Source organism: Vicinamibacterales bacterium (assembly GCA_036504215.1).
Classification (GTDB): Bacteria; Acidobacteriota; Vicinamibacteria; order Vicinamibacterales; family Fen-181; genus FEN-299.
This window is the reverse complement of sequence record DASXVO010000055.1, coordinates 27930-53662: the sequence shown is the minus strand read 5'-3', so window position 1 is coordinate 53662 and position 25733 is coordinate 27930. Positions and strand designations below refer to the sequence as shown.

Annotated in this window: 24 protein-coding genes and 1 tRNA gene; 11 read left to right on the top strand and 14 right to left on the bottom strand. The window is 68.1% G+C overall.

Annotation, left to right across the window (positions count from 1 at the left end; genetic code table 11):
• Positions 1-91: 91 nt before the first annotated feature.
• The 3 genes from VGK32_16325 to VGK32_16315 form a co-directional block, all read right to left on the bottom strand.
• Positions 92-167 (bottom strand) — tRNA-Ala (locus tag VGK32_16325).
• A gap of 164 nt (positions 168-331) precedes the next feature.
• On the bottom strand, positions 332-1558 hold the full coding sequence (locus tag VGK32_16320; GenBank protein ID HEY3383339.1) for an asparaginase: 1227 nt from the start codon (positions 1556-1558) through the stop codon (positions 332-334).
• Positions 1559-1589: 31 nt separating this feature from the next.
• The gene (locus tag VGK32_16315; protein ID HEY3383338.1) at positions 1590-1808 is read right to left on the bottom strand and encodes a hypothetical protein; all 219 of its coding nucleotides are present in this window, start codon (positions 1806-1808) and stop codon (positions 1590-1592) included.
• A gap of 221 nt (positions 1809-2029) precedes the next feature.
• On the opposite strand from VGK32_16315, the gene VGK32_16310 reads away from it, so the two are divergent.
• From VGK32_16310 to VGK32_16295, 4 genes are all read left to right on the top strand, one after another.
• Entirely contained in the window at positions 2030-3424 is a 1395-nt protein-coding gene (locus VGK32_16310) for a hypothetical protein (protein HEY3383337.1), read from the top strand.
• Complete coding sequence (locus VGK32_16305; GenBank protein HEY3383336.1) at positions 3424-6585, top strand: PD-(D/E)XK nuclease family protein; 3162 nt, start codon at positions 3424-3426, stop codon at positions 6583-6585. Before VGK32_16310 ends, VGK32_16305 begins: the two co-directional genes overlap by 1 nt.
• A gap of 13 nt (positions 6586-6598) precedes the next feature.
• Positions 6599-10087 (top strand): UvrD-helicase domain-containing protein, encoded by a 3489-nt coding sequence (locus VGK32_16300; GenBank protein HEY3383335.1) that lies wholly within the window; start codon positions 6599-6601, stop codon positions 10085-10087.
• Positions 10088-10280: 193 nt separating this feature from the next.
• Positions 10281-10541 (top strand): hypothetical protein, encoded by a 261-nt coding sequence (locus VGK32_16295; protein HEY3383334.1) that lies wholly within the window; start codon positions 10281-10283, stop codon positions 10539-10541.
• Here VGK32_16295 and VGK32_16290 read toward each other — a convergent pair.
• On the bottom strand, positions 10511-10717 hold the full coding sequence (locus tag VGK32_16290) for a hypothetical protein (GenBank protein ID HEY3383333.1): 207 nt from the start codon (positions 10715-10717) through the stop codon (positions 10511-10513). The genes VGK32_16295 and VGK32_16290 overlap by 31 nt on opposite strands.
• A gap of 128 nt (positions 10718-10845) precedes the next feature.
• Here VGK32_16290 and VGK32_16285 point away from each other — a divergent pair, with 128 nt between their 5' ends.
• Positions 10846-11067, top strand: coding sequence for a hypothetical protein (locus VGK32_16285; GenBank protein ID HEY3383332.1), 222 nt, complete (start codon positions 10846-10848; stop codon positions 11065-11067).
• A gap of 17 nt (positions 11068-11084) precedes the next feature.
• Here the strand turns inward: VGK32_16285 and VGK32_16280 are convergent, their stop codons facing one another.
• Positions 11085-11264 (bottom strand): hypothetical protein, encoded by a 180-nt coding sequence (locus tag VGK32_16280; GenBank protein ID HEY3383331.1) that lies wholly within the window; start codon positions 11262-11264, stop codon positions 11085-11087.
• 77 nt (positions 11265-11341) lie between these two features.
• Here VGK32_16280 and VGK32_16275 point away from each other — a divergent pair, with 77 nt between their 5' ends.
• Both VGK32_16275 and VGK32_16270 read left to right on the top strand, forming a co-directional pair.
• Positions 11342-11809: a hypothetical protein gene (locus VGK32_16275; GenBank protein ID HEY3383330.1), complete on the top strand. Its 468-nt coding sequence runs from the start codon at positions 11342-11344 to the stop codon at positions 11807-11809.
• Positions 11806-12189 carry a hypothetical protein gene (locus VGK32_16270; protein ID HEY3383329.1) on the top strand — a complete coding sequence of 128 codons (384 nt, stop codon included), beginning with the start codon at positions 11806-11808 and terminating at the stop codon, positions 12187-12189. The genes VGK32_16275 and VGK32_16270 overlap by 4 nt, the downstream gene beginning before the upstream one ends.
• A 19-nt stretch (positions 12190-12208) precedes the next feature.
• On the opposite strand, the gene yidD is transcribed toward VGK32_16270, so the two are convergent.
• From yidD to glk, 4 genes are all read right to left on the bottom strand, one after another.
• Positions 12209-12520: a membrane protein insertion efficiency factor YidD gene (gene yidD, locus VGK32_16265; GenBank protein HEY3383328.1), complete on the bottom strand. Its 312-nt coding sequence runs from the start codon at positions 12518-12520 to the stop codon at positions 12209-12211.
• Positions 12521-12538: 18 nt separating this feature from the next.
• Positions 12539-12901, bottom strand: a complete 363-nt coding sequence (locus tag VGK32_16260; GenBank protein HEY3383327.1) for a hypothetical protein — start codon at positions 12899-12901, stop codon at positions 12539-12541.
• A gap of 153 nt (positions 12902-13054) precedes the next feature.
• Entirely contained in the window at positions 13055-13426 is a 372-nt protein-coding gene (locus tag VGK32_16255) for a DUF4870 domain-containing protein (GenBank protein ID HEY3383326.1), read from the bottom strand.
• A gap of 83 nt (positions 13427-13509) precedes the next feature.
• Positions 13510-14499, bottom strand: coding sequence for a glucokinase (gene glk, locus VGK32_16250; GenBank protein ID HEY3383325.1), 990 nt, complete (start codon positions 14497-14499; stop codon positions 13510-13512).
• 120 nt (positions 14500-14619) lie between these two features.
• Here glk and VGK32_16245 point away from each other — a divergent pair, with 120 nt between their 5' ends.
• The gene (locus VGK32_16245) at positions 14620-15378 is read left to right on the top strand and encodes a tetratricopeptide repeat protein (protein ID HEY3383324.1); all 759 of its coding nucleotides are present in this window, start codon (positions 14620-14622) and stop codon (positions 15376-15378) included.
• A gap of 435 nt (positions 15379-15813) precedes the next feature.
• Here the strand turns inward: VGK32_16245 and VGK32_16240 are convergent, their stop codons facing one another.
• A complete protein-coding gene (locus VGK32_16240) occupies positions 15814-18327 on the bottom strand; it encodes an AMP-binding protein (protein ID HEY3383323.1) in 2514 nt (837 codons plus the stop codon).
• A gap of 118 nt (positions 18328-18445) precedes the next feature.
• Between VGK32_16240 and VGK32_16235 the strand changes: the two genes are divergently transcribed.
• Both VGK32_16235 and VGK32_16230 read left to right on the top strand, forming a co-directional pair.
• Entirely contained in the window at positions 18446-19351 is a 906-nt protein-coding gene (locus VGK32_16235) for an NAD(P)H-binding protein (GenBank protein ID HEY3383322.1), read from the top strand.
• A gap of 1 nt (position 19352) precedes the next feature.
• On the top strand, positions 19353-20255 hold the full coding sequence (locus tag VGK32_16230) for a dienelactone hydrolase family protein (GenBank protein ID HEY3383321.1): 903 nt from the start codon (positions 19353-19355) through the stop codon (positions 20253-20255).
• Here the strand turns inward: VGK32_16230 and cax are convergent.
• Complete coding sequence (gene cax / locus VGK32_16225; protein HEY3383320.1) at positions 20233-21402, bottom strand: calcium/proton exchanger; 1170 nt, start codon at positions 21400-21402, stop codon at positions 20233-20235. The two genes, VGK32_16230 and cax, sit on opposite strands and share 23 nt — an antisense overlap.
• A 16-nt stretch (positions 21403-21418) precedes the next feature.
• On the opposite strand from cax, the gene VGK32_16220 reads away from it, so the two are divergent.
• Positions 21419-22414, top strand: a complete 996-nt coding sequence (locus VGK32_16220; GenBank protein ID HEY3383319.1) for a threonine/serine dehydratase — start codon at positions 21419-21421, stop codon at positions 22412-22414.
• Positions 22415-22439: 25 nt separating this feature from the next.
• Here the strand turns inward: VGK32_16220 and VGK32_16215 are convergent, their stop codons facing one another.
• From VGK32_16215 to VGK32_16205, 3 genes are all read right to left on the bottom strand, one after another.
• Complete coding sequence (locus VGK32_16215; GenBank protein HEY3383318.1) at positions 22440-23810, bottom strand: HD domain-containing protein; 1371 nt, start codon at positions 23808-23810, stop codon at positions 22440-22442.
• 144 nt (positions 23811-23954) lie between these two features.
• A complete protein-coding gene (locus VGK32_16210; GenBank protein ID HEY3383317.1) occupies positions 23955-24260 on the bottom strand; it encodes a hypothetical protein in 306 nt (101 codons plus the stop codon).
• Positions 24261-24568: 308 nt separating this feature from the next.
• On the bottom strand, positions 24569-25696 hold the full coding sequence (locus VGK32_16205; protein ID HEY3383316.1) for a 1-acyl-sn-glycerol-3-phosphate acyltransferase: 1128 nt from the start codon (positions 25694-25696) through the stop codon (positions 24569-24571).
• Positions 25697-25733: the final 37 nt, after the last annotated feature.

The window sequence follows — 25733 nt, the reverse complement described above, 5'->3', positions numbered from 1 at the left end:
TCGCCGCAGATGGTCACCGATTGGTTGGGGTCCGCCTTCGCCCTGCGGGGCCTCGGCGGGACAACCTTCGCGTGCAGCCAAGAGCGAAGGTTGGTGGACCTGACCGGGATCGAACCGGTGACCTCCTGAATGCCATTCAGGCGCGCTCCCAACTGCGCTACAGGCCCACTGCGGGTGGGAACTATCAATATTAGCCCAGCCAACCCGTGTTCGTCAAAGACACGGACAGCCCGGCTGAAACCGTCAGCCCCGACTGACGTCTGGCTCCGACCAGCATCGTCAGCCCCGACTGACATGCGGCACCGACTGACAGCGTCAGTTCCGACTTCTTCTAGTATTCCGTGAACATCCGCTGGATCTCCTTGCCGTCCTGCGTCTTCGTGAGCGCCACCATCAGCAGGATCCGCGCCTTGATCGGCGTGAGGTCCTCGGCCGCGAGAAACGCCGCGTTCCGCTGCCGGCGCCCGGACGCCGGGGCCTGGTCGTCGGCCGCCGCGCCCGCCGGTCGGACCCGGTCGGCCGCAATCCGCCCACCGCCGGCCCGCGTGCTGGTCACCACGAACACGCCCTTCGACGCCGCGTAGTCGATGCCGTCGGATTGCGTCGGCGCCGTTGCCCCGGCACCCGCCGAGGCGATGACGATGCCCTTCGCGCCGTTGTCCACCGCGGCCTTGATGATGTCGCCGGTCGCGCCCTGGTACACCATCACGATGTCCACTCGCGGTAGCGCCGTCACGCCGGAGAGATCGAACTCGCTCTTCGCCGTGTGCCGCTTGACCACGTCCCGATAGAACACCACGCGGTCGGGATCGACCACGCCGAGCACGCCGTAGCCGCGGCTCTGGAACGTCTGCAGCCGTAGCGCGTCGGTCTTGGTGACTTCCCGTGCGGCGTTGATCTCGTCGTTGAGCACCACGAGCACGCCCTTGTTCCGTGCGGTCGGTTCCGCCGCCACGCGGAAGCCCTCGAGCAGATTCGCGGCACCCTCGTACCCGAGCGTGCTCGGATTGCGCATCGATCCGACGACCACCACCGGGCGCGAGTCCCGCACGGTCAGGTCGAGAAAATACGCGAGCTCCTCCAGCGTGTCGGTGCCGCTCGTGACGACGATGCCGGACAAGCCGGGATCGCTCCTGAAGACGTCGTTCAGCCGACGCGCGAGCTGCAGCCACTGCTCGAGCGTGAGTTGACTGCTGGCCACGTTCGAGAACTGCTCCGCCTCGGCACGCACATGACGGCCGAGCGCGGGAATCGCCTGCATCAACTCGTCGGCGGTCAAGCGGCCCCCGTCGCGGTTCGAGATCGTGCCGCCGGTCGCGACGAGGCGGACACGCGGGAGCTGGGGGGGGGAGCGCACGGCCGGGACGGCCGTGCCACTCGCATCGCGTGCGGCCGTGCCACTCGCATCGCGTGCAGCCGTGCCGCTCGCACCGCGTGCAGCCGTGCCACTCGCATCGGCCGTGGCGTGCTGATCGGGCGCGCCCGTGGCGAGGGTGACCTGGGCGAAGAACGCGATGAGCGTGAGCAGACAGAATCTGAACGACGTCCGGAAGATCATGCGGTTCTGGCCGATGGGGCTGGTTGGAAGGTCAGGCGGTCGTGGCGACGACGTGATGCGCCCGCGCCAGCCAGTTGCAGAGCTGACGTGCCGCCTCGTCCGCCGTCGATCCGTAGAACGGCATCAGGGCGGTGGGCATGCCTGGCAAGCGCGCGATCTGCGCACGCCAGCGGTCGTCACGAACCATCGACGCCTCGATGTTGTAGACGTGACCGCCAATGGTTTCCTGGAAACGGCGAACAGCCATCATGGGAAGTAATGCGCCTCAAATCAGAGCCATGTCATTCTAAGCTGCTGGCGGTACGCGTCAAGCGAAAGGCGTGACGAAGCGGCGTGCACAACCGCAGAAACCTCAGAGCGCGTGCATTCGTGCGGAAAGAACTTTGAACCTGTCGTTCGCTCAACAGGATTTTCACTGTCCATCCACAGGTTTTGCACAGGCCTCGGCCGTCAGTGGTAGGCTTGACTCGAATGCACAGGCGTCGCACGGCAACCTGGGCTGGTCTTCTCGCGCTGGTCGCCCTCGGTGTGATCGCGCCCGCGATGGCGGATGCCGCCGGGGACGATGTCCCGCTGTTCCGGGTGATCCTCAAGGACGGCACGGCACTCGTGTCGGCGGGGGAGTTCACGCGCGTTGGCGACCGCGTCGTCTTCTCCATGCCCGTGGGGGTGCCGCGCGGGGATCGCACGCATCTCGTCAACCTGCCCGCGTCGGCGATCAACTGGGACACGACGATGCGGTACGCGGAGGCAGTGCGATACGCGCAGTACCTCCGGACCCGCGCGGAGGCCGACTTCGCGGTGCTCACCGGAGAGGTGGCCGAGACGCTCAACCAGATCGCGTTGACGAACGATCCCACGCGTCGGCTGCAGTTGGCCGGGCAGGTGCGAAAGACGCTGATCGCATGGCCCGCCGATCACTTCGGCTACCGGTCCTCGGACATCCGCGAAATGGTCGCGCTCGTCGAGCAGGCGATCTCCGAGTTGCAGGCGGCCGCCGGCGTGCAGCAGTTCGACGTCAGCCTCGTCGCGACGATCGAGCCGCCGTCGATGCCGACGTTGCCGGATCCGACGCCGACTCAGGCGATCGATCAGCTGCTGATCGCCGCGCGGCTGTCCGACGTGCCCGCCGAGCGGATGGGCCTGCTGCGTTCCGCGATCGGCGTCCTCGACGAAACGGCCAGCCGGCTGCCGAAGCAATGGGTGCACGACATGCGCGCGTCGGCGAGGGCACAGCTCGAGGCGGAAGCCCGCATGGATCGGAGCTACGGTGACCTCTCCCGGACGGCGATCGACAAGGCGGCAACGGCTGCGGCCGGGGCCGACGTGCGGGGCGTCGAGCGGGTGATCGACTCCGTGCGGAGCCGCGACGAGAAGCTCGGCCAGCGCAGGAAGGAGACGGTCGCCGGCCTGCTGGCCGCGCTCGAGGATCGTCTCGATTCGGCCCGGCGCCTGCGGCTGATGCGCGATCAGTGGGTTCGCCGATCGGAAGCCTATCGCGCGTACCGCCGTGTCGTGTCCGGCCCGATCGATCAGGTCGCGCGGCTGCGCCCGACGCTCGAGGACATCCGTGCGCTCGCCGGCCCCGCCGTGGCGTCGTTGCCAGACGTCGTGCAGCGCCTGGAGCGCGCGTATCGCCAGCTCGTCCTCGTGAAGCCTCCGGACGAGATGTCCACGGTGCATGCGACGCTGCTGTCTGCCGTGGAACTCGGCCAGCAGGCGGCCCGGACGCGGGAGCGTGCGGCGGTCACCGCCGATCTCACCGCGGCGTGGGATGCCTCGTCTGCCGCCGCCGGGTCCATGATGATGCTCGCGCAAGCCCGCAAGCAGATCGACACCATCTCCCGTCCACCCGAGTTGCGGTGATGACGCCACGCTCCGTCAGGCTGCTTCGGGCGCCCGATCTGCGGGCGGTCCCGCGCGCCGTGGGATCGCTGGTGGGCGCGGCACTTCGCGCCCGGGACTGCGCGGTGCTGGTGCCGTCGCGAGCGGCAGCGCAGCAACTGCGCCATACGCTCGAACGGCTGGCCTTCGCGTCGCCGCCTTCGGCAGCCGCGTGTGAGCAGGGCGTGGTGTGGTCGCTCGTGCTGCCGGACCTGGTGACGCGCGATGAATGGTACCGGAGGTTGTACGAACGCGCGGGCTGGCGGGACCCATGGCTGTCGCCAATCGAACGCGAGGTGCTGCTCGGTGCCGCCGCCCGCGAGACGGTCGAGGCGGGTGTCGTCCCACCGTTCCGCGTGCGGCCCGGCCTCGTGGCCGAGATGCTCGCCTTCTACGATGCGCTCGCCCGCCAGCAGCGCACGATCGAGACCTTCGAACGGATTGTCGTCGAAGACCTCGAGCCACGCGCGGACATCGACCGCGGAGCCGAACGTCTGCTCCGCCAGACGCGCTTCCTGGTGGCCGCGTTCCGCGCCTTCGAGCGCCGGGTGGCGGCCTCCGGCGCACTCGACGAATCGAGCCTGCGGCGGCGTCTGCTCGAGTCGCGCGACGTGGCGCTCTACCGTCATGTCGTGGTGACGATCGGCGACCGGATCAGCGAACCGTCTGGTGGCCTGCACCCGGCCGATTTCGATCTTCTCACGCGGCTGCCGCACCTCGAGGCCGTGGACATCGTGGCAACCGAGGCTGAGCTCGCTGCCGGGCTCCATGACCGGCTCCGCGATCTCCTGCCGGAGCTGGAGGAAGAAGCCATGGGCGCGGCGTGTCCGCGGCCGGTTCTGGTGGCGCCGCGGGAATCGGACGTGCGGTTCTTCCGCAGCCGGGATCGGGAGGAAGAACTGCGGGCGATCGCGCGCCGCATCAAGTGCGACCGGCGGGCACAGTCCGGAGTCCTGGCGCCCGCGCCGCTCGATCGTACGGCGATCGTCTTCAAGCGCCCCCTGCCGTACGTCTACCTCGCGGCCATCGTCTTCGAGCACGCACGGATCGAGTTTCAGGCGGCGGATGCGCTCCCGCTGGCCGCCGAGCCGTTTGCAGGCCTTCTCGATCTCATCTTCGCGCTGGTCGAGTCGCGGTTCGGACGGACGGCGCTCGTGGCGCTGCTGAAGTCACCGCATTTCGCCGATCGGCCAGACACGGGCGTCTCGTCCCGGCTGCTCCAAGGCACGAGTGGCACGGGCGTCTCGTCCCGGCTGCTCCAAGGCACGAGTGGCACGGGCGTCTCGTCCCGGCTGCTCCAAGGCACGAGTGGCACGGGCGTCTCGCCCCGGCTGCTCCAAGGCACGAGTGGCACGGGCGTCTCGCCCCGGCTGCTCCAAGGCACGAGTGGCACGGGCGTCTCGCCCGTGGCACCCGCAGAGATCGCAGCGCTCGACCGGGCGCTGGGCGACCTGGGGTATCTCGGCGACCCAGAGGCGCTCGCACGGCTGGCCGAGACCTGGGCGGGCGACGGCGCGGCGGGCGCGCGCGCGGCGGCGCGGGTCGCTGCCGAACTCGCGCCGCTGATGTCGGTGGCGCCGGTCTCGGCGCACCTGACCACCGTCCTGGCGTTCCTCCGTTCGCACGAACACTTCGACCTGCCGGACGAGATGATTCGTCAGCGGCACCTGCGTGCGCGCGGGGCGGTGATCGCGGTGCTCGAGACCCTGAGGGCTGCGGCGCTGGCGCACGACGATCCGCCCGCTCGCCTTGCTGACGTTGCGGCCGCCGTGCGGCGGTGGCTCGAGGCCGAGACCTTCTCACCGCGGCGCGGTACGGCCGGCGTGCAGTTCGCCGACGCGCAGGCCGCACGCTACGGCGACTTCGACACCGTCCACCTCGTTGGCCTGGCCGAGGGCGATTGGCCCGAGCCGTCCGCGCGCAACATCTTCTATCCGGCATTCCTGCTCGCCGAGCTCGGGTGGCCGTCCGATGCCGCGCGACTCGCCGCCGTCCGCGCGGCGTTCGTCGATCTGCTGTGTCTGCCGTCCGCGTCGGTGTTCGTCTCCACCTTTACGCTCGAGGACGATTCGATCGTCAACCCGTCGGCGCTGCTCGAAGAACTGGACGGCGCCGATGTTTCCGTCGTTCGCGTCGAGGAGTCGTCGGCGCGGGTGTTCGTGGACGAAGCGATCACCTCGGATCCGATCGACACCGCGGTCCTCGAGGGCGACCCGTCCGACTGGCTGACTCTGCGCCTGTCGCGTTCACCCGGGACCGACGCGTCGTTCCACGGCGCCGCCGGCCCGGGTCCGCTGCCCGTGTACACGGTCACGGCGATCGACCGGTACCTCGACTGCCCGTTCAAGTACTTCGCCGCAACGGTCCTTCGCCTGCCGGAGGACGTGGCGGATGAATCCTCGATGTCGCCGAAGGTGCGAGGACGCTTCGTCCACGAAGTGCTTCGCGCCTTCTTCACCGAATGGCAGGCGGCGGGCGGAGGACCGATCACGGTGACCGTGCTCGACCAGGCACGCGGGCTGTTTGCCTCGATCGCCGAGCGGCAGTTGAGCACGCTGCCGAAGGGCGAGGCCGCGCTCGAGCGCTTACGGCTTCTTGGATCGGTTGCCGCGGCCGGGCTCGGCGAGATCGTGCTGGCGGCCGAGGCGGCGCGGCCGGAACCGGTGCGCGAGCGCCTCCTCGAATACACGCTGGATGGCCTGTTCTCGATCGCCAACGGCGACACGGTCAGGCGCGTCCGCTTGCGGGGGAAGGCGGACCGCGTGGACCTGTTCGCCGACGGCCGGTTCCGCGTGATCGACTACAAGATAGGCAAGATGCCGGATGCGGGCCGTTCGGTCCAGTTGCCGATCTACGCCATCTGTGTCCAGCAGCAGTTGGAGAGGACGCGAGGCGGTCGGTGGGAGATTGCCGAGGCGTCCTACATGGCGTTCGGCGAGCGCAAGCCGGTTCGCGCGGTCGTCGAAGCGGGACCGGGCGCGGCGGAGTCGCTGGCCGACGGTCAGGCGCGGCTTATCGGCGCCATCGATCGGATCGAGCGGGGCGAGTTCCCGCCGCAACCCGCCACGCAGTGGCTGTGCAGCACGTGTGCATTCGCGTCGGTCTGCCGAAAGGACTACGTCGTTGCCGACGAACAGGCCTGATGCCTCGGAACGTTTGCCCTTCGACGACGATTCGGGCGCGTCGCCGCCCCTGCCTGCCGTCGATCCGATGGTGGCGCGCGACGAGGCGGCCAGGACCTTCGCGGTCGATCCCACCCGCAACGTCGTCCTCGAGGCGTCGGCCGGCACCGGCAAGACGCGCGTCCTCGTGACGCGCTACATCAACCTCCTGCGCGCCGGCGTCGACCCCGCCAACATCCTGGCCATCACGTTCACAAGAAAGGCTGCCGCCGAGATGCGCGAGCGGATCGTGCAGCAGTTGCGCCAGATGGCGGACCTCTCTGCCGGCGACCAGGCGCGCTGGCGCGTGTTACGCGATCGCCTGGGCGACATTTCCATCAGCACGATTGACGCCTTCTGCTTTTCGCTGCTCCGGGAGTTCCCGCTCGAAGCCGACCTCGATCCGGGGTTCGACATCGCCGACGAGACCGAGGTCCCGCGCCTCGTGGACGAAGCCCTCGACACCGCGCTCCGCGCCGGCCGCCGGATGGCCACCGCGAACGCGGACATGGCCCTGCTGCTCGCGACCATGGGCGAGCGGAAGGTGCGCGAGGGCCTCGCCGCGCTGCTCGACCGTCGTCTGGTCGTCGGGCGGTCGATTCGCCGCTTCCTCGGTCAGACGTCCGGTCCGGCGCCCGAGGTTGCGTTCGAACGGGTCGCTCGTCGGCTGCGCGATCTGCTCTCGCGCGGCGACGGCGGACTCGACGCGTTCCTCGCCGACGCGCCGGTGGATCACGTCGGGTACCCACTGCTCGCGGCCGACCTCCGGGCGCTGGTTGCCGGTCGTCCGGCCGCTCCTCGCGCTGTCCTCGACCGTGTGTCGCGCTATTTTCTGAAGGACGACGGCGGAGCGCGGTCCCGGCCGGCGAACGCGTACCGCAAAGCGCAGTGCCCGACGCCCGCGGCCTGGGCGCGGCACTCGCGCGCCGTCGCCCTGATGGCTCCAGAGGTCAGCGAGGCGATGTCGGTGTTCCAGCGCGACCTCAATGTCGCCATGGTCCGCGCCGTCGAACGGCTGTTCCGCATCGCGCGCCACCGGTATCAGCGGGCGCTCGACACGCAGGCGGCCCTCGATTTCGCGGCCGGCCTCGAGCGGGCGCTCGGCCTGCTCGCGCGAATGGACGAGTTCGCGCAGAGCCGGTATCGCCTCGAGGCGCGGTACCACCACGTGCTCGTGGACGAGTTCCAGGACACGAGCCACGCGCAGTGGCGCCTCGTCGCGAGGCTCATCGAGTCGTGGGGCGAGGGCATCGGCGTGACGCAGGACGCCCCCCTCCAGCCGTCCATTTTCATCGTCGGCGACCGCAAGCAGTCGATCTACGCGTTCCGCGACGCCGACGTGCGCCTGTTGCGCCGTGCGCGCCGGTACATCGAGGCGCTCCGTCCGTCCGGCCGCGTGCGGCGATCAATCGCGCGCAGCTTCCGATCGACACCCGCGCTCCTCGCGTTCACGAACGACCTGTTCGGCGGCATGGACCGCCCGGCAGCGCGCGCCGACGCGTTCCGCTACCGCGTGTCCGACCGATTCCCGTTGGATGCGACGCCCGCGGCCTCGACCGACGCGCTCGGCCTCGTGCTCGCGTCGAGCGCCACGCAGGCGGCCGAATCGATTGCGAGCGAGGTGCAGCAACTGCTGGACCAGGGAGTGGTCCGCAACCGGCAGAGCGGGATCGCACGCCAGGCAACGCCGGGCGACATCGCGATCCTGTTTCGCTCGCGCCAGAGTCATCGCGACATCGAAGCCGCGCTCGAGGCGCGGGGCATTCCGACGTACGTTTACAAGGGCCTTGGCTTCTTCGACGCCGACGAGGTGAAGGACATCGTGGCGTTGCTGCGGTACCTCGCGGATCCCGCGTCGGACCTGCGCGCCGCCGCGTTCCTGCGATCGCGCGTCGTTCGTCTCTCCGACCAGGCGTTGCGCCGCCTCGGACCGGGTTTCGCGCTGCGCCTGATGACGGACGAGGATGATTCGTTGGCCGCCGATCTCGGTCCCGAGGATGCTCGCGTGCTCGGTCGAACCCGCGAGTCGGTTCGAGGGTGGCTGGCGCACGTCGATCGGCTGACGCCAGCCGAAGTGCTCGATCGCGTGCTCGACGAAGCGGGCTACGCATTCGAACTGCGCGGCCCGCGCCTCGTGCAGGCCAGGGAGAACCTGAAGAAGGTCCGGGCGCTGACGCGTCGATTGCAGAATCGCGGATACGCCACGCTCGGCCGCATAGCCGATCACTTCGAGCGCCTGTCGGCAGGCGACGAATCGAACGCGGCGGTGGACGCGCTCGATGCCGTCAACCTGATGACTGTTCACGCCGCGAAGGGCCTCGAGTTCCCGATCGTGTTCCTCGTGAACGTGGGACGCGGTACCGGTTCGCATGGTGACCCCATCACGGTGGTCCCGGCGGGACCACAGGGCCTGCCGATCGTGTCGGTGGCCGGCAGCCTCGACGAAGCCGAGGAGGCACTCCGCGATCGCGATCGCGAGGAGACCAAGCGGCTCCTCTACGTCGCGGTCACGCGCGCCCGTGAGCGGCTGTATCTGTCGGGTGTCCTCAAGGCCGGCCGATTCGCGCCGGGCCGAGGCAGCCTGGCCGAGGACCTTCCCGCGTCGCTTCGCGATGTGCTGACGGCGGCAGCCTCGCTCGGGCCGGACGCCGAGATCGAGTGGCGACCGGAAGGCGGCGGCGTGCACCGGTTTCGTGTGTGCGCCAGCACGGGTGGCGCGATCGCGGCCCCGACGCCAGCCGCCGAAGCCTCGCCTGCCGTACGAGGCGCCGCTCGGGACACGGATTTCGCACCGCTCCTGGACGTCACCGGCACCCGCCACGTGGCGGCCGCCGCCTCTGCCATGTGCGGCAACGACGAGGTGACGGGAGCGGACGCCGCATACGAACCCGCGGCTCCGACCGGCCACATCGCCGCGGTCCTCGTCGGCACGCTCGTGCACCGCCTGTTCCAGTGGTATCCGCGCTCGTGCGCGGTCGACGAGACGGAGTTGACCGAGCGCGCGACCCGGCTGCTCGCAGACCAGGAGCTCGAGAATCCCGACGAACGCCGCGGAACGGTCGAAGAAGCCGTGCGCGTCTTCGTGGCGTTCCGTCAGCGGCCGGACGTCACCCTGCTCCTCGACTCGGCCAATTGCCTGTACGAGGTGCCATTCTCGCTGTGCATGTCGGCCGCGGTTGATGCGCCGCTTCCAGCCGCTGAGGGAACGGCAGAACGGCGTATCGACTCGCAACCGACGGCCGGGCAATCGGTCTCGAGGGAGGACAGGGCGCCTGGCGAGGGTGGCACCGTTGCTCGGACGACGATTATTCGCGGCAGCATCGACTGTCTCGCCTGTCATCTCGACGAGGGACGGATCACCGTCGTCGAGATCAAGACGGGCCGACCGAAGAGCTGGCACGAGCGGCAGCTCGACTTGTACGTCACCGCCGTGCGAGCGATGTACCCCGGGATGCTCGTCGAAGGGCGCCTGATCTACGGCTGATCGTTCCTGCCAGGGCCACTCGGCGGCACATCGTGCAACCGGAATCGGGACGGGAGCGTCTAAGCAGACAGGAGCCAGAATTCAGGAGCGAGAACCGAGGATGGAGAACTGAGAAGGAAGAAGGATCAGGATTCCGACCCCGGCCGTTGTGGGCCGGAACGAGGGGACCAGGGGCGAGACCTGGAGGTGGACCATGATGATGAGCAGCGTGCCCAGTCGATCCCGTCCCGTAACGACGGGAGCCGCCCAGCTCCAGCTCGAAGCGCTGGAGTTGCTGCCCTGCGGGTGCGTGATCGCGATTCAGCGGGTCAGGCTGTCCGGCGTGTCGGTCATGTCGCTCGAGGCGAAAGGGCCGCACTGCACGTATCAGCAACACAGGCTCAACAAGGTTATCCGGCTCGGCGAATCCCTCGATCTCCTCGACTACGACGAGGAGGACAACCGCTCGATCTGAGCCGAGACCCTGGCGGCCCACTCGCGAGCTCGCGATTCGGCCTCCTGCTGGCTGGCGCCCACCACCAGCACCGACTGGTACGGATCCTGCTGACCGGGTCGACTAATCCAGGCGACCCAGTGCGGGCCCCTGGCCTCGGCGTGTATCTCGAACATCGCGTTTGGCTGTCCGCTCATCGTCTTTCCCCCCCAAATGCCCTACATCGGCCCGGTGTTGGAAGATCGTGATTGCTTCAGCAGGGCCTGATTCCGTACAATTCCTTGTCTGACACGATTTTCAGCGAATCGGCTGAAGGAGCCATGACATGGCGTTGACCTGTCCGAACTGCGGCAATGCCCGGAATTTCCTGGTGAAGACGCTGCAGATTCACGTCGTTCGCCTGGAGGATTCGCGGGTGGACGTGACCGAAGAGAGTCGGCCGGCCGTCCTCGAGGTACTCTGTGACGAATGCGATACGGCCCTGAACTTCGAAGAGGTGGAGGACGCCGTCCGCAAGGAAGTGCTGCTCAGCCTTGGCGCCCGTTAGACGCCGGGCTGGGGCGCTCAGCCTTTCCCTTCCTTCTCGATCTCCTCGAAGTAGTCACAGTCGGGGCAGACCCACTCGCTCACCTTCCGTCGCTTGGCTTCGGTGGTGCCCGGGACCAGATCGACAAGTTCCAGGTCCTTCCGGCGCATGACTTCGCCGCAGAGGGGGCATTCCTTGGTCTCTCGCCGTTCGGGCATGGATTAGTCTCTCGCTCGGAACGCGAGGAATCGTACCACCCGGTTGATGCCTTGACAAGGCTCGGATAATAGACATCTTGAGCAACGACGAACGCCGACGGCTCGACCACGACAAGGCGCTTCTTTCGACGACGGATGAGGGCGCGTTCGATTGCCGGTGGTGTGCCGACGAGGTGGCCATCGACTTCCCGGCGATTCCCGCGGCGGTGGACCGCATCCGCGCGGCGTTCGTGGATGACGAGGTGCGACAACCGCTCCAAGCCGAGATCCGGCTCTCGCCGAGCGAGGCGTTCGACGGTGTGACCGTACCGCTCGACGTGCCGGTGTTCAGCGCCTGTTCGCTCTGCGGGGGACGCGGGGAATCGTGGATGGAGTGGTGCCGCGCGTGCGGGGGTACGGGCGAGTCGCTCCTCCATCACCGTGTCCGGCTGACGGTTCCCGCGCGTGTGCTCGACGGCGCGAGGTTCCGGTTCCGGGTGACCTCGCCGCTGTCACTTCCGACACGCATCGAAGTGCGCGTTGCAGTAGAGCTTCGCACGACATGAACAAACACGTCGATCTCGTGGGCGTGCTCTACCTGATCTGGGGCGGGATGTGCGTGCTGTTGAGCGTGTCGATGCTGTCGATCGGCATCGCGGCAACGGCCATCGGCGCGGCCGTGAGCCAGAGTGCCACCGGGGGCAAACTGGCCGCCGGCATCGTCGCTGCCGGGTTCTTCACCCTGGCCGCCCTCGGCTTTCTCTTCGGTGCCGCACATCTGTGGGTCGGCGGACGCCTGCGACGCTTTCGCGAGTGGGCCCGCGCGTTCGCCATCATCCTCTCGGTCGTCGATCTCTTCCTGCTGCCGTTCGGCACCGCGCTCGGCGTCTACACGCTCTGGGCGCTCATCCATCAGGACACCAGGCCGCTCTTCGAGCGCGGGTAGCCCCACACCCGGGATGTGCTCACGGCGGGTCAACCGTGCCCATCGGTGTCCACGGACCGCACCTGACGAGGCGTCCCGCTGTTCGCCACCCCCCCTTGATCAACCCGTACCGCTCGAAGGACTCGACGGCGTAGCTGCTGCACGTCGGCCGAAAGCGACAGCGGATGCCGAGGTGTCCCGACAGGGTGCGCTGGTACCACCCGATGGCGCGGAGCGCTGTTCGCGTCGTGAGCTGATCGGCAGGCGGCCGCGACACGTCCCAGGCGAACGCCGACGCCATGAGCAGGAGGCAGACAGGCGCCACGAGGCGAAAGCGCAGGAGCCTCTTCATTCGGCTGAGGCGACGGGGTCAGAACTTGTCCGCGTAGTCGCTGACGATCGGAATCAGCAGGCGGTGGCCGTTGAACGCCTTGATGACGATCACGACGTGCAGCACGAGGAAGGCCAGGAACGGGATCGGGACGAGCGCCAGCAGCGCGCACCCGATTCCCGCGGTCAACAATCCGAACACGAGCGCCACCACGACGAGCGCGAGCAGCAACAGCATCTCAGCCGTCATCAGCACGACACCGTGCTTCGCGTGCCAGTGCAGATCCGGGTCGTCCTTTTCGACGAGCAACGGGATGACGGCAAAGGGGGGCAGGTAGGCGAGCACCAGCATGATGGCGCGATGGCTGGCTTGCGGGCTGCCCGGGGTGTCAGGTGCCTTCATGACGACTGCAAACCGAAGGGTGGCGCCCACGACCCGGCGCCGCCCTCGAGTGCCGGATGCCGGAATGTGGTCTCGCTGGACGTCTTGAACGGCCGAAGTCGCCGCGAAAGACCGGCTTCGTTCGCGCCGTTCAAGACATTTGGAAGTCCGCCTCTAGAACTGGTCCGCGTACTGGCTGATGTACGGCAGCGTGAAGCGCTGCCCGTTCACGCCCTTCACGATGCAGAGGATGTGTACGATCAGGGCGCCGAGCCACAAGACGATGGATATCAGCGCGCCGACGATGGCGAACAGGCAGCCGAGTCCAGGGATGCGGCCGACGATCATCTGCACGATGAACAGGACGATCCAAAGCACGATCTCGGCAACCATCAGAACGATGCCGTGCTTGGCATGCCACTGAACTTCCTTGTCGTTCTTCTCCACCAGCAGCGGGACGAGAGCCAGAAGCCAGAGGTACGACAGCACGATCATGATCGTCCGATTGCCTGACGGGGTGCTGCCAACTGGCGTGGGATCGCTCATGGCACATCTCCTTTTGTTCGAACGGGTCCGTGGGGTAGCGGCAGTCTACTCAAGCTGGACGTCTAGATCCAGACAAAACCGCGTCACCTGACAGCGTGCTCCGCCAGGTTGGCGTGAACGGCCGCGCCCAGCAGTCCCGCGCGATCGTTCAGGATGACCGCCACGGGCACCGCCGAAACGAACTCGGCCATCGGCGCCTTGGCCAGAAACGCTTCCAGGAAGGGACCTTGTCGGAGCGCGGGCAGGATCTTCGGCGCGATGCCCCCGCCGAGGAAGAGGCCGGCCGACGCGACCGACCTGAGTGCGAGGTTGCCTGCCTCGGCACCGTAGACCGACACGAACAGGTCGAGCGCCTCGACGCACTGCGGACACCGCCCCTCGAGCGCGGCCCGAGAGATGAGCGACGGGGCGTGCGCCGGGTCCACGGCCCCGTCCCAGGCTGGACAGCCGCGGGGATGCACGAACCGGTGGACGTTGACGAGCCCGGGCCCGGACAGGACGCGCTCGTAGTCAGCGCGGCCGTAGAGCCGGATGAGCTCTTCGAGCAGGCCGATCTCACGGGGCGTTCGCGGAGCGAAGTCCCCGTGACCGCCCTCTGTCGGCGACGGGATCAGCTGTCCGTTCACGTTGTGCAGCAGTGCCTCGCCGAGCCCGGTCCCGGCCGCGATGAGCGCCGCGTTGCCCGACCTCACGCGCCGGCCCGCCTGCAGCACCGCGATTTCGTTCGCCTCGAGCACGGGCACGGAGTACGCCATGGCCTCGAGGTCGTTGAGCAGCGTCGCGCGCGGAATGGAGAACTGCCGCGCGATCGCCGCCGCATCCACCTTCCAGGGCACGTTCGTCAGGCGGCCAACCTGCTCGACGATCGGCCCGGCTACACCGAATGACGCGCCGGTGACCGTCAGGCGCGGGCCGCTTCGCTCGATCGACAGGAACTCGTCGACGATGGTCTCGAGGCTGTCGTGCTGGAACGTGACGTAGCTGCGGACGTCGATCGGGTCCGGCCGGACGGGGGCAGGCGAGAACAGGCCGATGAGCGTCTTCGTCGCACCGATGTCACCGGCGAGGAGCATGGCTGGATTCTACTGCAGCGTTGACTTTTCGCGAAGCCTCCTGCATCGTGTCACCCGACTGTGCACGAACGGAATCCGCCCGCTACGCCAGGTTGCTACGCCCTGCACGACATTCTCGCGATGTACACCAGCCTGCGCGAGGATCACCTTCGCTACCTGCAGAAATGGAACCTGATTCGCCCGGCGCTGAGGGCCGGCGGGGAGAAGTATTTCGCCTTTCCCGACCTCGCGATCATCCGCCATGCCAACGCCGAACTCGAGCGCGGCGCGTCGTTTCGCGCCGTGCTGCGCGAGTTGCAGGCATCGCGCGAGGGGCAATTGCGCCTCGATTTCTGGTCGGGCGCCGAACCGGCGAAGGTCATCACGCTCAGCCCCCGTCGCGCGCTCGCTGAGACCGCATGCCCTGCTGACTCCACGGAAGCAGCCGAGCAGCTGTTCCTGACCGCATCAGCGTTGGACGATGGCGACCCCGGCCACGAGGCAGCGGCAAGCCGCGCCTACCGACGGGCGCTCGAGGTCGATCCCTACCTGGTGCCTGCGATCATCAACCTTGCCAACCTGCACTACGCCAGCGAGCACTTCATCGAGGCCGAACTGCTCTACGATCGCGCGCTCGCGCTGCAGCCAGACGCATTCGAGGCCCACTTCAACCTCGGCAACGTCTATCACGACGTGGGGCGGCTGGAGGAAGCGCACGTGTGCTACGAGGAAGCGCTGCGTCTGAGCCCGGGCTATCCGGACGCGCACTTCTACCTGGCCGTCACGCTCGAGAAGCTGGGGCAATCGCGCGAGGCCAGGGCGCACTGGCATCGGTATCTGGAACTGGCGCCGGACGGCGAGTGGGTGCAACTGGCCCGTGAGTTCGGCGAGGAGTCGTGAGAGGTGAGTCGAGCGCCCAGAGCCGAGCGCCGAGAGCCTGCCTAGTACCTGTCGTTGTAGTATTCACGCTTCTTCGGCGTGCGCCGCAGCTTGTAGTACGCGCACTCGGGGCACCAGGCCTCGGGGTCGAAGCCGTTTGCGCCGGTCATGGGAAGCACGTCCCGGTGGCCGCAGCACTCCGGCGTTCCGTTCTCGGCTGCCTTTCGCCATCGACACGAGCGGAACCGCGCCACAGCTGCCGACACCGGATCGGGAGCCTGACCTAGACTTGGGGCGGGAGCGTCTGGCGGGGAGAGCTGCGCGTCCGGAAGCTTTTCGTAAACCGACAAATTGTCCTCGTATCCTGGAAATACTGTTCAGGGACTTGAACCGTCAAACATTGTGCCACATGGCCCATGTCCCGGCAAACGAAGTTGACCGCACGGCGGACAGAGCCTACCGTCCGGCTCCCAGAGCCCTGACCTCCGCCTCCACCCGGGCGGCCAGGCCGGCATAGTCCTCGCCCTTCAGTTGCAGCGGCGCACCGAAGGCCACGCGCACGGCCCCGGGCCGCGCCATCTTCCACGACTTGTGCAGGACGCGGTCCACACCATCGAGGCGCACCGGGACCACCCACACGTCAAGGCGTGACGCAATCATCCCGATCCCCGGGCGGAACGAGCCAATCGCCCCGGTCTCGGTTCGCTCCCCTTCCGGGAAGATCAGCAACGACGAACCCTCGCTCATCAGATCCCCGATGTACCGGAGCGTCCGGCGTGCGCCCGCTTCGCGCTGGGGGAGTGGAAAGGCGTTGAAGAAGAAGGACGCGAGCGCGTATGCGGCGCTGCTCGTCACCCGTTGCCGCCACCGGTGCCCTTCCGGGTGGAAGTGTGCCTGGAAGAACTCCTTGGCCATCGCCACCGCGATCCGCCGCCGCCACGATCCGGGGAGCGCCGACAGGATGACGGGCGTGTCCAGGTGACTCTGGTGGTTCGCCGCGAACACCACCGGGCCGTCGATCTTCCCGAGGTGCTCCAACCCTTCGACCCGGACCCGTGCGAAGAGCCGCGTCAGGGGCAGCAGCCACAGCGCCTGGCTGGCGCGACGGATCCCGCGCACGACCGGCCGACGATTCCACGCCGGCATCTGCCAGTCGTGCCGAGCGACGGCCGCGGCCGCCGTCGACTGGGAGACGAGTTCCTGGAGATCGCCAAGGCTCCTGGCCTCGGCGAACCGCGACTCGTCGAGGGTCGCGTGGAACTGCTCCTCGATGGCCACCATCAATTCCACGCGCTCGAGCGAGCTCAACCCGAGTTCCTCAATCGTCGTCTCGGGGCGGATCTCGCCGCCGGCGCGATATCGCGCGATGAGCGCTTCGAGACTGCCGCCGGTGCCACGCGGCGTCACGGCCGGCCGACCGCTGTCCACCCAGTCCCTGATCTCCAGCCGCTTCAGTTTCCGCGTGCCCTCGGTGCGCGGGAGTTCTCCGCCGGGCCACACGGACGCGCCGCGGATCCGCTGATGGTCAGCGAGCCTGGCATTGGCTGACCGGACCACGGCCTCCGGGTCGCCGGAAACATCGAGCAGCAGCACGGCATGGACGCGTTCCTCACTCCCGGTCTTCCTGCCCACGACGGCCGCATCGCGCACGCCGGCCTGCTGATTCAAGACGCGCTCGACGTCCTCCGGGAACACGTTCAGCCCTTCGGGTGTCACGACTAGTTCCTTCTTCCGGCCGCGCACGAACAACTGGCCGCCCGGGTCGATGTCGCCGATGTCACCAGTGTGCAGCCAGCCGTCTTCGAAAGCCGCCGAGGTCTCGCGGTCCGCGCCGAAGTAACCCTGCGTGACGTTCTCGCCGCGGACCAGGATTTCGCCGTCCGCCGCGATCCTCACCTCCACGCCGCCGATGGCCCTTCCGACGGATCCCTTTCGGGCGGCAAACGGGTGATTGAGGCTGACGATTGGGGCGGCTTCGGTGAGGCCGTAGCCCTGGATGACGAGAAAGCCGAGGCGCGACCAGAATTCTTCGAGCGCCGGATCGAGCGGCGCGGCACCGACCACGAAGCTCCAGAACTTCGCGCCGAACGCCCGGTGCACGGCGCGGTAGCGCCACCATCGGAAGGCTACAGGCTCGGGCCGCACGAGAGGTGTCGAGGCGCCCGGGATCGTGCGCGCGACGTGATCGCGGAGCACATCGAGGATCTTCGGTACGGACACGACGACCGAGACCCGCCGCCTCTTCACCTGCGCGAGGATCTCCGCCGGGTTGTAGCCACGCATGAACACGACGGTGCCGGGCAGCATCGGCGGGATGAACGTCGCCATCGCCTGTCCGAACATGTGGCTGAGCGGGAGCAGATTCAGGAAGCGGAGCGGGAAGAACGGCCGTCCCCACCGGCGGTACTTCAGGATCTCGCCCTCGATCGGGACGATGTTGGCGAGGATGTTGCGATGCGTGATGAGCACGCCTTTCGGTTCGGCGGTCGCCCCTGATGTGAACATGATCTGCGCGATGTCATCGCGGCTCAGCGCAACCTCCGGCGCCGGCCTCGCGTCACGCCAGTCGAGCTCGGACATCGGCCAGACGGCTGCCCCATCCACGGGTCGCTCGCCCGGCCTCGGCGACTCGACGTCGTTCCCGACCAGCACGACGCGCGCGGCAACAATCGCGCTGACGCGCCGGACGAAGTCGATCGACGAGCGGTAGTCGATCGGGACGACGACCACGCCGGTCAGGATGCAACCCCAGAAGGCGGCAACCCATTCCGGCCGATTCTCGGCCCAGAAGACCAGCTTGTCGCCCTTCCTCAGGCCGGCATCGTCGAGGCGCGCGGCGAACGCCTGCGCCGCCTGCGCCACCTCCCCATAGCTGTACTCCCGGCTTCGGTACCCGTCGTCGTGCACCAGAAACGGGCCGCGGGCGTTGGAGAGGTCCCGGAAGAAATCAACGAGCGTGTCGCGGCGCATGTATCAATTCCACAGCAAGCGTCAGCAGTTCACTTGGCTCCCGGCTGGGGTACAATGGTAACGGACTCCAACTCCTTCCTGATATGAACCGGCCCGGCCGATGCAGCCCCGAGGTGTTATGCGTATCTTCCTGACTGGCGCGAGTGGTTACATCGGTTCGGCGGTTCTCGACGCGCTGGTGCGCGGCGGCCACCAGGTGACCGGCCTCGTCCGGAACTCCGAAAAGGCCGGGCAGGTGCTGGCGCGCGGCGCGACGCCGCTCATCGGCGACCTCGCGGACCCCTCGTCCTATCAGGAGGCCGCTGTTGGGCATGAAGGAATCATCCACGCAGGTTTCGACGGCGCGCACGCGGTGGATGTCGATCGCACGGCGGTCGAGACGCTGCTTGCTGCGGCACAGAGCAGGGGAACCGGCGCCGGCGATCGCGTGATCGTCTACACGTCCGGCATCTGGGTGCTCGGACCGACGTCCCTGCCGGTCGCCGAAGATGCGCCGCTCAATCCGGCGGCCATCGTGGAGTATCGTCCCGCCCACGAGCAGAGAGTTGTTGCGGCGGCCGGGAACGGGCTTCGCACGATCGTCGTGCGCCCCGGGATCGTCTATGGTGGCTCTCGGGGCATTGTCGGTGATCTGTTCCGGGACGCCTCGAACGGGCTCGTTCGAGTGATCGGCAGTGGGGAGAACCACTGGCCGGTCGTCTACGACCGCGACCTCGGTGACCTGTACGCGCGGTTCGCCGCCAACCCGGCCGCCTCGGGCATCTACCACGCCAACGACGAAGGCGACGAGCGGGTCAATGACATCGTCGAAGCGATCGTGACCCAGGTGCCGGGCACGCCCGACGTCCGGCGCGTGCCCATCGACGAAGCCAAGGCCAAGCACGGGGCCTATGCCCTGGCGATGGCGCTCGATCAGCGCATCCGCAGCCCCCGCGCCCATGCGTTGGGCTGGGCGCCGACGCTCCGATCCATTTCCGGCAACACCGCCCGCCTGTTCGAGGAATGGCGGGCACAGGAGGTCTGACGTGACGCTGCCCCCGCTCGTTCTGTCGGTTGCCCTGCTCGCCGTTCCCGCCGCCGCCCTCGGTCAGTCGATGCACGATCACCAGGCGCCCGCGCCGCCAGCCCAGGCACAGCCGGAGAAGGTCACCGTGCCGGCCAATCCCGCGTGGCCCGCGTGGGCGGACACCGCGAAGGCGAGGCTCGAGAAATCGCCACGCCACGGCGAATGGGTGGACGTGAAACTGGCCGGCAGCGAGAAGCCGGTCAAGACGTGGGTGGTCTATCCGGAGCGCAAGGACAAGGCCCCGGTGGTCATCGTCATCCACGAGATCTATGGGTTGAGCGACTGGATTCGCGCCGTCGCGGATCAGTTGGCGCGCGAAGGGTTCATCGCGGTGGCGCCGGATCTGGTCTCGGGCAAGGGACCGGGCGGGGGCGGCACCGATTCCGCCTCGAGTTCGGACGACGTCGTCAAGCTCGTGATGGCGCTGCCGCGGGAGGAAGTCGTGCAGCGGCTGAACGCGGTCCGCGACTACGCGATGAGGCTTCCGTCGGCGAACGGCAAGACCGCCGCCGTGGGATTCTGCTGGGGCGGATCGACGAGCTTCGCGTACGCGGTCGTGCAGCCCGCGCTCGATGCGGCCGTCGTGTACTACGGGACGGCTCCGGCAGCCGACGTGCTCGCCAGCCTCCAGGCTCCGGTCCTCGGCCTCTACGGCGGAGACGATGCGCGCGTGACGGCGACCGTCGAAGGGACCAAGACCCAGATGCAGAAACTGGGAAAGGCGTACGAAGTGGAGGTCTACGCCGGCGCCGGTCACGGATTCCTGCGCCAGCAGGATGGCCGCGGCGGTGCCAACCTCAAGGCCACCGATCAAGCCTGGCCGCGGACCATCGCGTTCATCAGGAAGTACACAGGCAAGTGACGAGACAGAGCCTGGAGCCGAGAGCCTGGAGTCCTGACCCGCCTCCCGCTGGAATCAGATAGAACGCCAGTGCGAGGATGAGATAGACGGCCAGCAACTGCAGGCCTTCGACCCAGTTGCTCTCGCCGTCGAGCGCGACGATGGCCGTTGCGCACACCGACAGGACGACTGCCGCGATCTCGAAGGGGTGAAAGAGCAGCGTCATCGGCTGGCCGAGCGCGAACGACGCGAGAACCAGCACCGGCGCGACCAGCAGGGCGATCTGCGCGCTGCTGCCGATGGCGATCTCGACAGCGAGCGTCATCTCGTCGCGGCGGGCCGCGGCGATGGCGCTGTAGTGCTCGGCGGCGTTGCCGATGAGCGCGATGATGATCACGCCCGCGAACAGCTCGCTCATGCCCGAGCGGGCAAGCACGGCCGACAGACCGCCGACCAGCACTTCCGCCTGCACGGTGGTGAATGCCGTGGCGACGGCGAGCACGACCATCGGCGGCCACAGCGGGATCTTGCGCGGCGTGTGCGCCGGCAGGTGCGGCCCGATCAGCGTCCGGCCCGTCGTGAGGCTGTAGACGAGGCTGCCCGCGTAGGCGACGATCAGCAGCAGCGACGTCCCGACGCTGAGGGTGTAGAGGGCCGGGGGGCGTCGCTCCAGACTGCCGAACAGCGTGAGGTCGAAGACAGCCGGAATCGTGAGCGCGACGACGCCGAGGAACAGCATGATCGTGGCGTTTCCCGCGCTCGTGCGGTTGAAGCGCTGCGAGACCCGGCCGATGCCGCCGACGAACGCGGACGCACCGAATACGAGGAGCAGGTTGCCGATGATGCTGCCTGTGATCGACGCTTGCACGACCTCGAGATGGTTCGCGCGGAGCGCGACGAGGCCGATGATGATCTCCGCCGCATTGCCGAACGTCGCGTTCAGGAACCCGCCGAGGGCCGGGCCGGTGTGGGTGGCGAGTTCCTCGGTGGCGGCCCCGATCAGGCGGGCAAGGGGGACGATCGAGGTGGCGCCCAGCACGAACGGCCACACGGTGTCCGGGGCGCGCCAGCCGACGATCCAGGACAGTGGCGCGAACACCAGAAGCAGGTTGAGCCGGCTACGCGCCGCCCGGCGGAAGAAATCGGGGAGGGCAGTCATCTCGCCCATATGCTAGCATCCCCGCGTGAATGAACTGCTCTCTCTCGACGCCATCCGCGCGGCGGCCGGACGCATCCGCGGCGTTGCACGCCTGACTCCACTCCTCGAGGCATGTGAGTTGCCCGATTGCGGCTCGAACCAACGGCCGCTCCTGCTCAAGTGCGAGAACCTGCAGGTGGGCGGCGCCTTCAAGCTCCGCGGCGCCTACAACATGGCCGTGCAGTTGTCCGACGACCGGCGACGGGCCGGGCTGCTGACCTTCTCGTCCGGCAACCACGGCCTCGCCATCGCCATCACCGCACGCATGCTGGGTGTGCCCGCGCTCATCGTCATGCCGACCAACGCGCCGGCTGTGAAAGTCGAAGGCGCGAGGGCGCTTGGTGCCGAGGTGATCTTCGAGGGGACGACGACCGTGCAGCGCAAGGCCCGAGCCGAACAGGAGGCGGCCTCGCGCGGGATGACGATCGTGCCGCCGTTCGACCACCTGGACATCGCGGCGGGGCAGGGGACGATCGGCCTCGAGATTCTCGAGCAGTGTCCAACGGTGGGAACGGTGTACGTGCAGATGAGCGGCGGCGGCCTCATCTCCGGCATCGCGACCGCACTGAAGCGCTCCCGGCCCGAGATCCGCGTGGTCGGCGTCGAGCCGGTTGGCGCGTCGCGCATGACCGCGTCGCTCGCGGCCGGGAAACCCGTCACGATCGAATTGACACCCGGCATCACCGACGGCCTGCTGGCCGTGCGCCCGGGTGAGGTCACGTTCCCGCACGTTCAGGCGTTCGTCGATCGCATCGTGCGGATCGACGACGGGGCGGTGGCCGATGCCATGCGCTGGCTGTTCCGGGCGGCGAAGATCGTCGCCGAGCCGAGCGGCGCCATCACAATCGCCGCCGCTCTCGCCGACGAGGCGAACGGGAAGCGGGATTCGGCGAGGCCGGTCGTCGCGGTGATCAGCGGAGGGAACGTCGAGGAGAAGACCTACGCACGGATCGTCGGAACTGACGCAGCCAGTCGGGTCTGACGCGGTCGGTCGGGGCTGACGTGCGTCAGTCGGAACGATCGTCGACGATCGCCTTCGCAGCGAGAATCCCTTCGTCCGTCGTCGTGATGGTGCCGTCCAGTTGGCGCTCGTAGACGACGCGGAGGATCTCGCCGATGCGGGGACCCGGCTCGAGGCCGAGGGCGAGCAGGTGGCGGCCGAGGAGGAGCGGGCGAGGCGGCTCGTGTTCGACACCGAGCGAGCGCGCGCGATCCAGGAACCACGCCATCGCGGTGCAGTCGAACTCGCCCGTGCGTCCGAGGCAGTCCGCCGCAGCCAGGCGGGCGAGCAGTTCCAGATCCACCTTTTGCGCGAGGCGACGGAACGCACCGTCGCCCACCTCGTCGCGCACCTTGTACCAGGACCCTGGCTTGAGGTGATGAGCCGTCAGGCCGAAGACCTGACTTCTCACGTCCACGCCGTCAATCGAGTGCACGTTCAGCCGGTCGAGCAGCGCCCGGGCGGGAGGGACGCCAGCCTCCTCGTGGTTGTGCGACCGGGTTCGGCCGTCGAAGAACGCGGTGGTGGACGGCTTGCCGAAATCGTGGCAGACGGCCCCGAGCATCACCGCGAGGCGCGAGGCGCGTGGCAGATCGTCGGTCCGCCGGTGCGCCTGGTCGATGACCAGCAGTGTGTGCGTCCAGACGTCGCCCTCCGGGTGCCACTCCGGCTCCTGCTCGCACCCGACGAGCGCAGCCATTTCCGGCAACAGACGATCGACGATGCCCGCGTCACGCGCGAAGGAGAAACCGCGCGACGGCCGGGCCGGCAGGAGCAGCAGTTTCTCGAACTCGCCCCAGACGCGCTCGGCAGGCAGGTCGTCGAGCGGGATGACGCGGCAGAGCTGCAGGGTGGCCGGGTCGACGTCCAGTTCGAAGCGGGCCACGAACTGCATCGCGCGCAGCACGCGCAGGCTGTCGTCGCCGAAGGTCGATGGATCCACGACACGGAGGATGCGGCGCTCGAGGTCGTCGCGGCCGCCGCGTGGATCGAGGTAGATTTCGGTCAGCGGATCCCAGGCGATCGCATTGATGGTGAAATCGCGCCGGCGGGCAGCCTCCTCCACCGCCATGCCCGGATCGCCCTCGACCAGGAATCCCTTGTGGCCGCGGCCCGCCTTCGATTCACGGCGCGGCAGCGCGACGTCGATGTCCCCAATCTTGTAGACCGTGAAGCTCTCGCCGATCGTCTCCACGTGGCCGAAGCGCTCGAGAAGCCGGCGCAGATCGGCCGCGGGGAGGCCGTAGACCTCGACGTCGATGTCCTTCGAGGTGAGACCGAGCAGGCGGTCGCGGACCCATCCGCCGACGATCAGCGCACGTCCGCCTGCCGTCCGAATGGCGTCGGCGAGCAGACGGGCGCGTTCGATTGAGGTCATGGCCGCAGACATCACGCGGATCGTAGCACGCGGGTGGCGACAGGCAGGCGGGCGAGCCCCAAGCCGAGTCCTTGAACCAGCCCGGGACGAGAGGATGTGGGACCGAGGCGGTGTTGCCGCCTCGGTCCCTGGGGGCCGCATCCTTCAGGCGATCTTCCGCACCACCGACAGACCGGCGTGCGCACTCTGCGCGCGCTTGGCGTAAGGACGCCGACCTGGCAACGTGCTGGGCGCGACGTCCCAACCCGGGGTCTCGTGACCGCACGACGTGCATCGCAGATAGATCCGGGTCCGGTCGTACTGCAGCACTGGATCGTGGCCGCGAAGGCTGCAGACGCCGCACTGCAGCCAGTGCAGCAACGACTCGACCGCGCCCGGTGCTCGGATATCCGCCGCACTCCGGGGGATTGACCCGGCCGGCAGCGCGTGTTCGGGGGCGTGACTGAACATGGTCCCGGACTCTCCTCGACCGATCACCCCTGCGGACGGCAGACGCCCACGGGAGACCGCGGTCGCCCTCCAGTTTCCACGGTGATGCCAAACCGACTTCAAGGTACGTGCCAGGGATGAGCTCCTGGCGCCTGGTCCCGCGTGGCGAAGGACTTATGGCCAATCCCCGCGAATCGCAGGGCCGAGCCGAAGCCAGGCAGCGCGAGAGGCGGAGGGATGTAGTCTGCGAACGATACAGAGTGGGGCCGAAGTGTATTGACGGCAGACAACGAAATCGCTGAGCGAGGCTGTCTATTGTCCGGCGGGCATTAGTGGGATCGCGGGGCGGCCGGGGCGAGGAGGTGCTCGATCGTTCGCGCGTAGTACCGAAGCAGCATCCGGTTGCGCACGCGGTATCGACCGGGCTCGACGACGAGGACGCCGCGCCGTTCGAGCGGTTGACTGGCCTCGGCCACGGCCTGGCGGCCGCTCTCCACGGCCAGGTTGGCGCCAACCTGGCGCAACTGATCCAACGTCCGGTCGATCTGGGTCTCGAGTTCGGCGCGCGACATCGACCGCCGCAGGGCGGCAGCCACGAGCGCGGTCGGCGTCACCTTGTACAACAGCCCAATCGCCTCCCGCGTCCGGTGCGCCAGGTCGAGCACGTCTCGCCGCGACTGCGGATCGTACTCGGAGGTGGCGATTGGCGTCCCGAAGGTGATGAAGGCACGCGAGCGGTAACCGACGGCATAACGCATCATCTCCGCCAGTTCCCGCGTGAAGGGGCGCTGCCGTTTCTTGACGCCCTGGCGCGCCAGGATCCGGTCCTCGAGCACGAGGTCGTAGGAGACCGCAATTGGCAGGATCACCAGGTTCTGCGTGTCCGATTGCATCGCCGCGTGGATCAACCCGGTCTTCGGCGGTCTCAGCTCGCCGCTGTAGCTGCGGCCGCCCTCGATGTAGAAGAGCAGGTCGTGCGCGCGCAGCAGTTCGGCGATGTAGGCCTTGAGCGTGACGAGGTACGCCGGATCCTTGGTCGCGCGGCGGATCGGCACGGCGCCCGTGACATGGCGATGAAGCAGGCCGAGTGGGCCGCCGAACAGGTTGATGCCGGCCGCGATGATCGGCGGGCGTACGCCGTTGTCGTCGAGGACGAGCGGCTCGACCAGGTAGTCGGTATGGCTCTTGTGGTTCGACGCGTACATCACGCGGCTCTCGCGCGTCGCGTTCACCGCGCGATCGATGTGCTCGACGTGCCGGCGGATCTTCCGCAGGATCGGGTAGACAGGATGCTTGAGCGCACGGTAGAGCGTGTAGCGCTGCTTCGTCCGGAGCTCGTCGAGGTAGGCGTACACGCGTTCGCGCGCCTGCTCGGAACTCTCGCCGTGCGTTCCCTTGAGGTACCGGACGACCTCGTCACGCGAGAGCACTGCCTGGCTGATATCGTCGAGCGCCATGATTGAACAGAACTATAGCACCGCTCGCCAGCTGCCC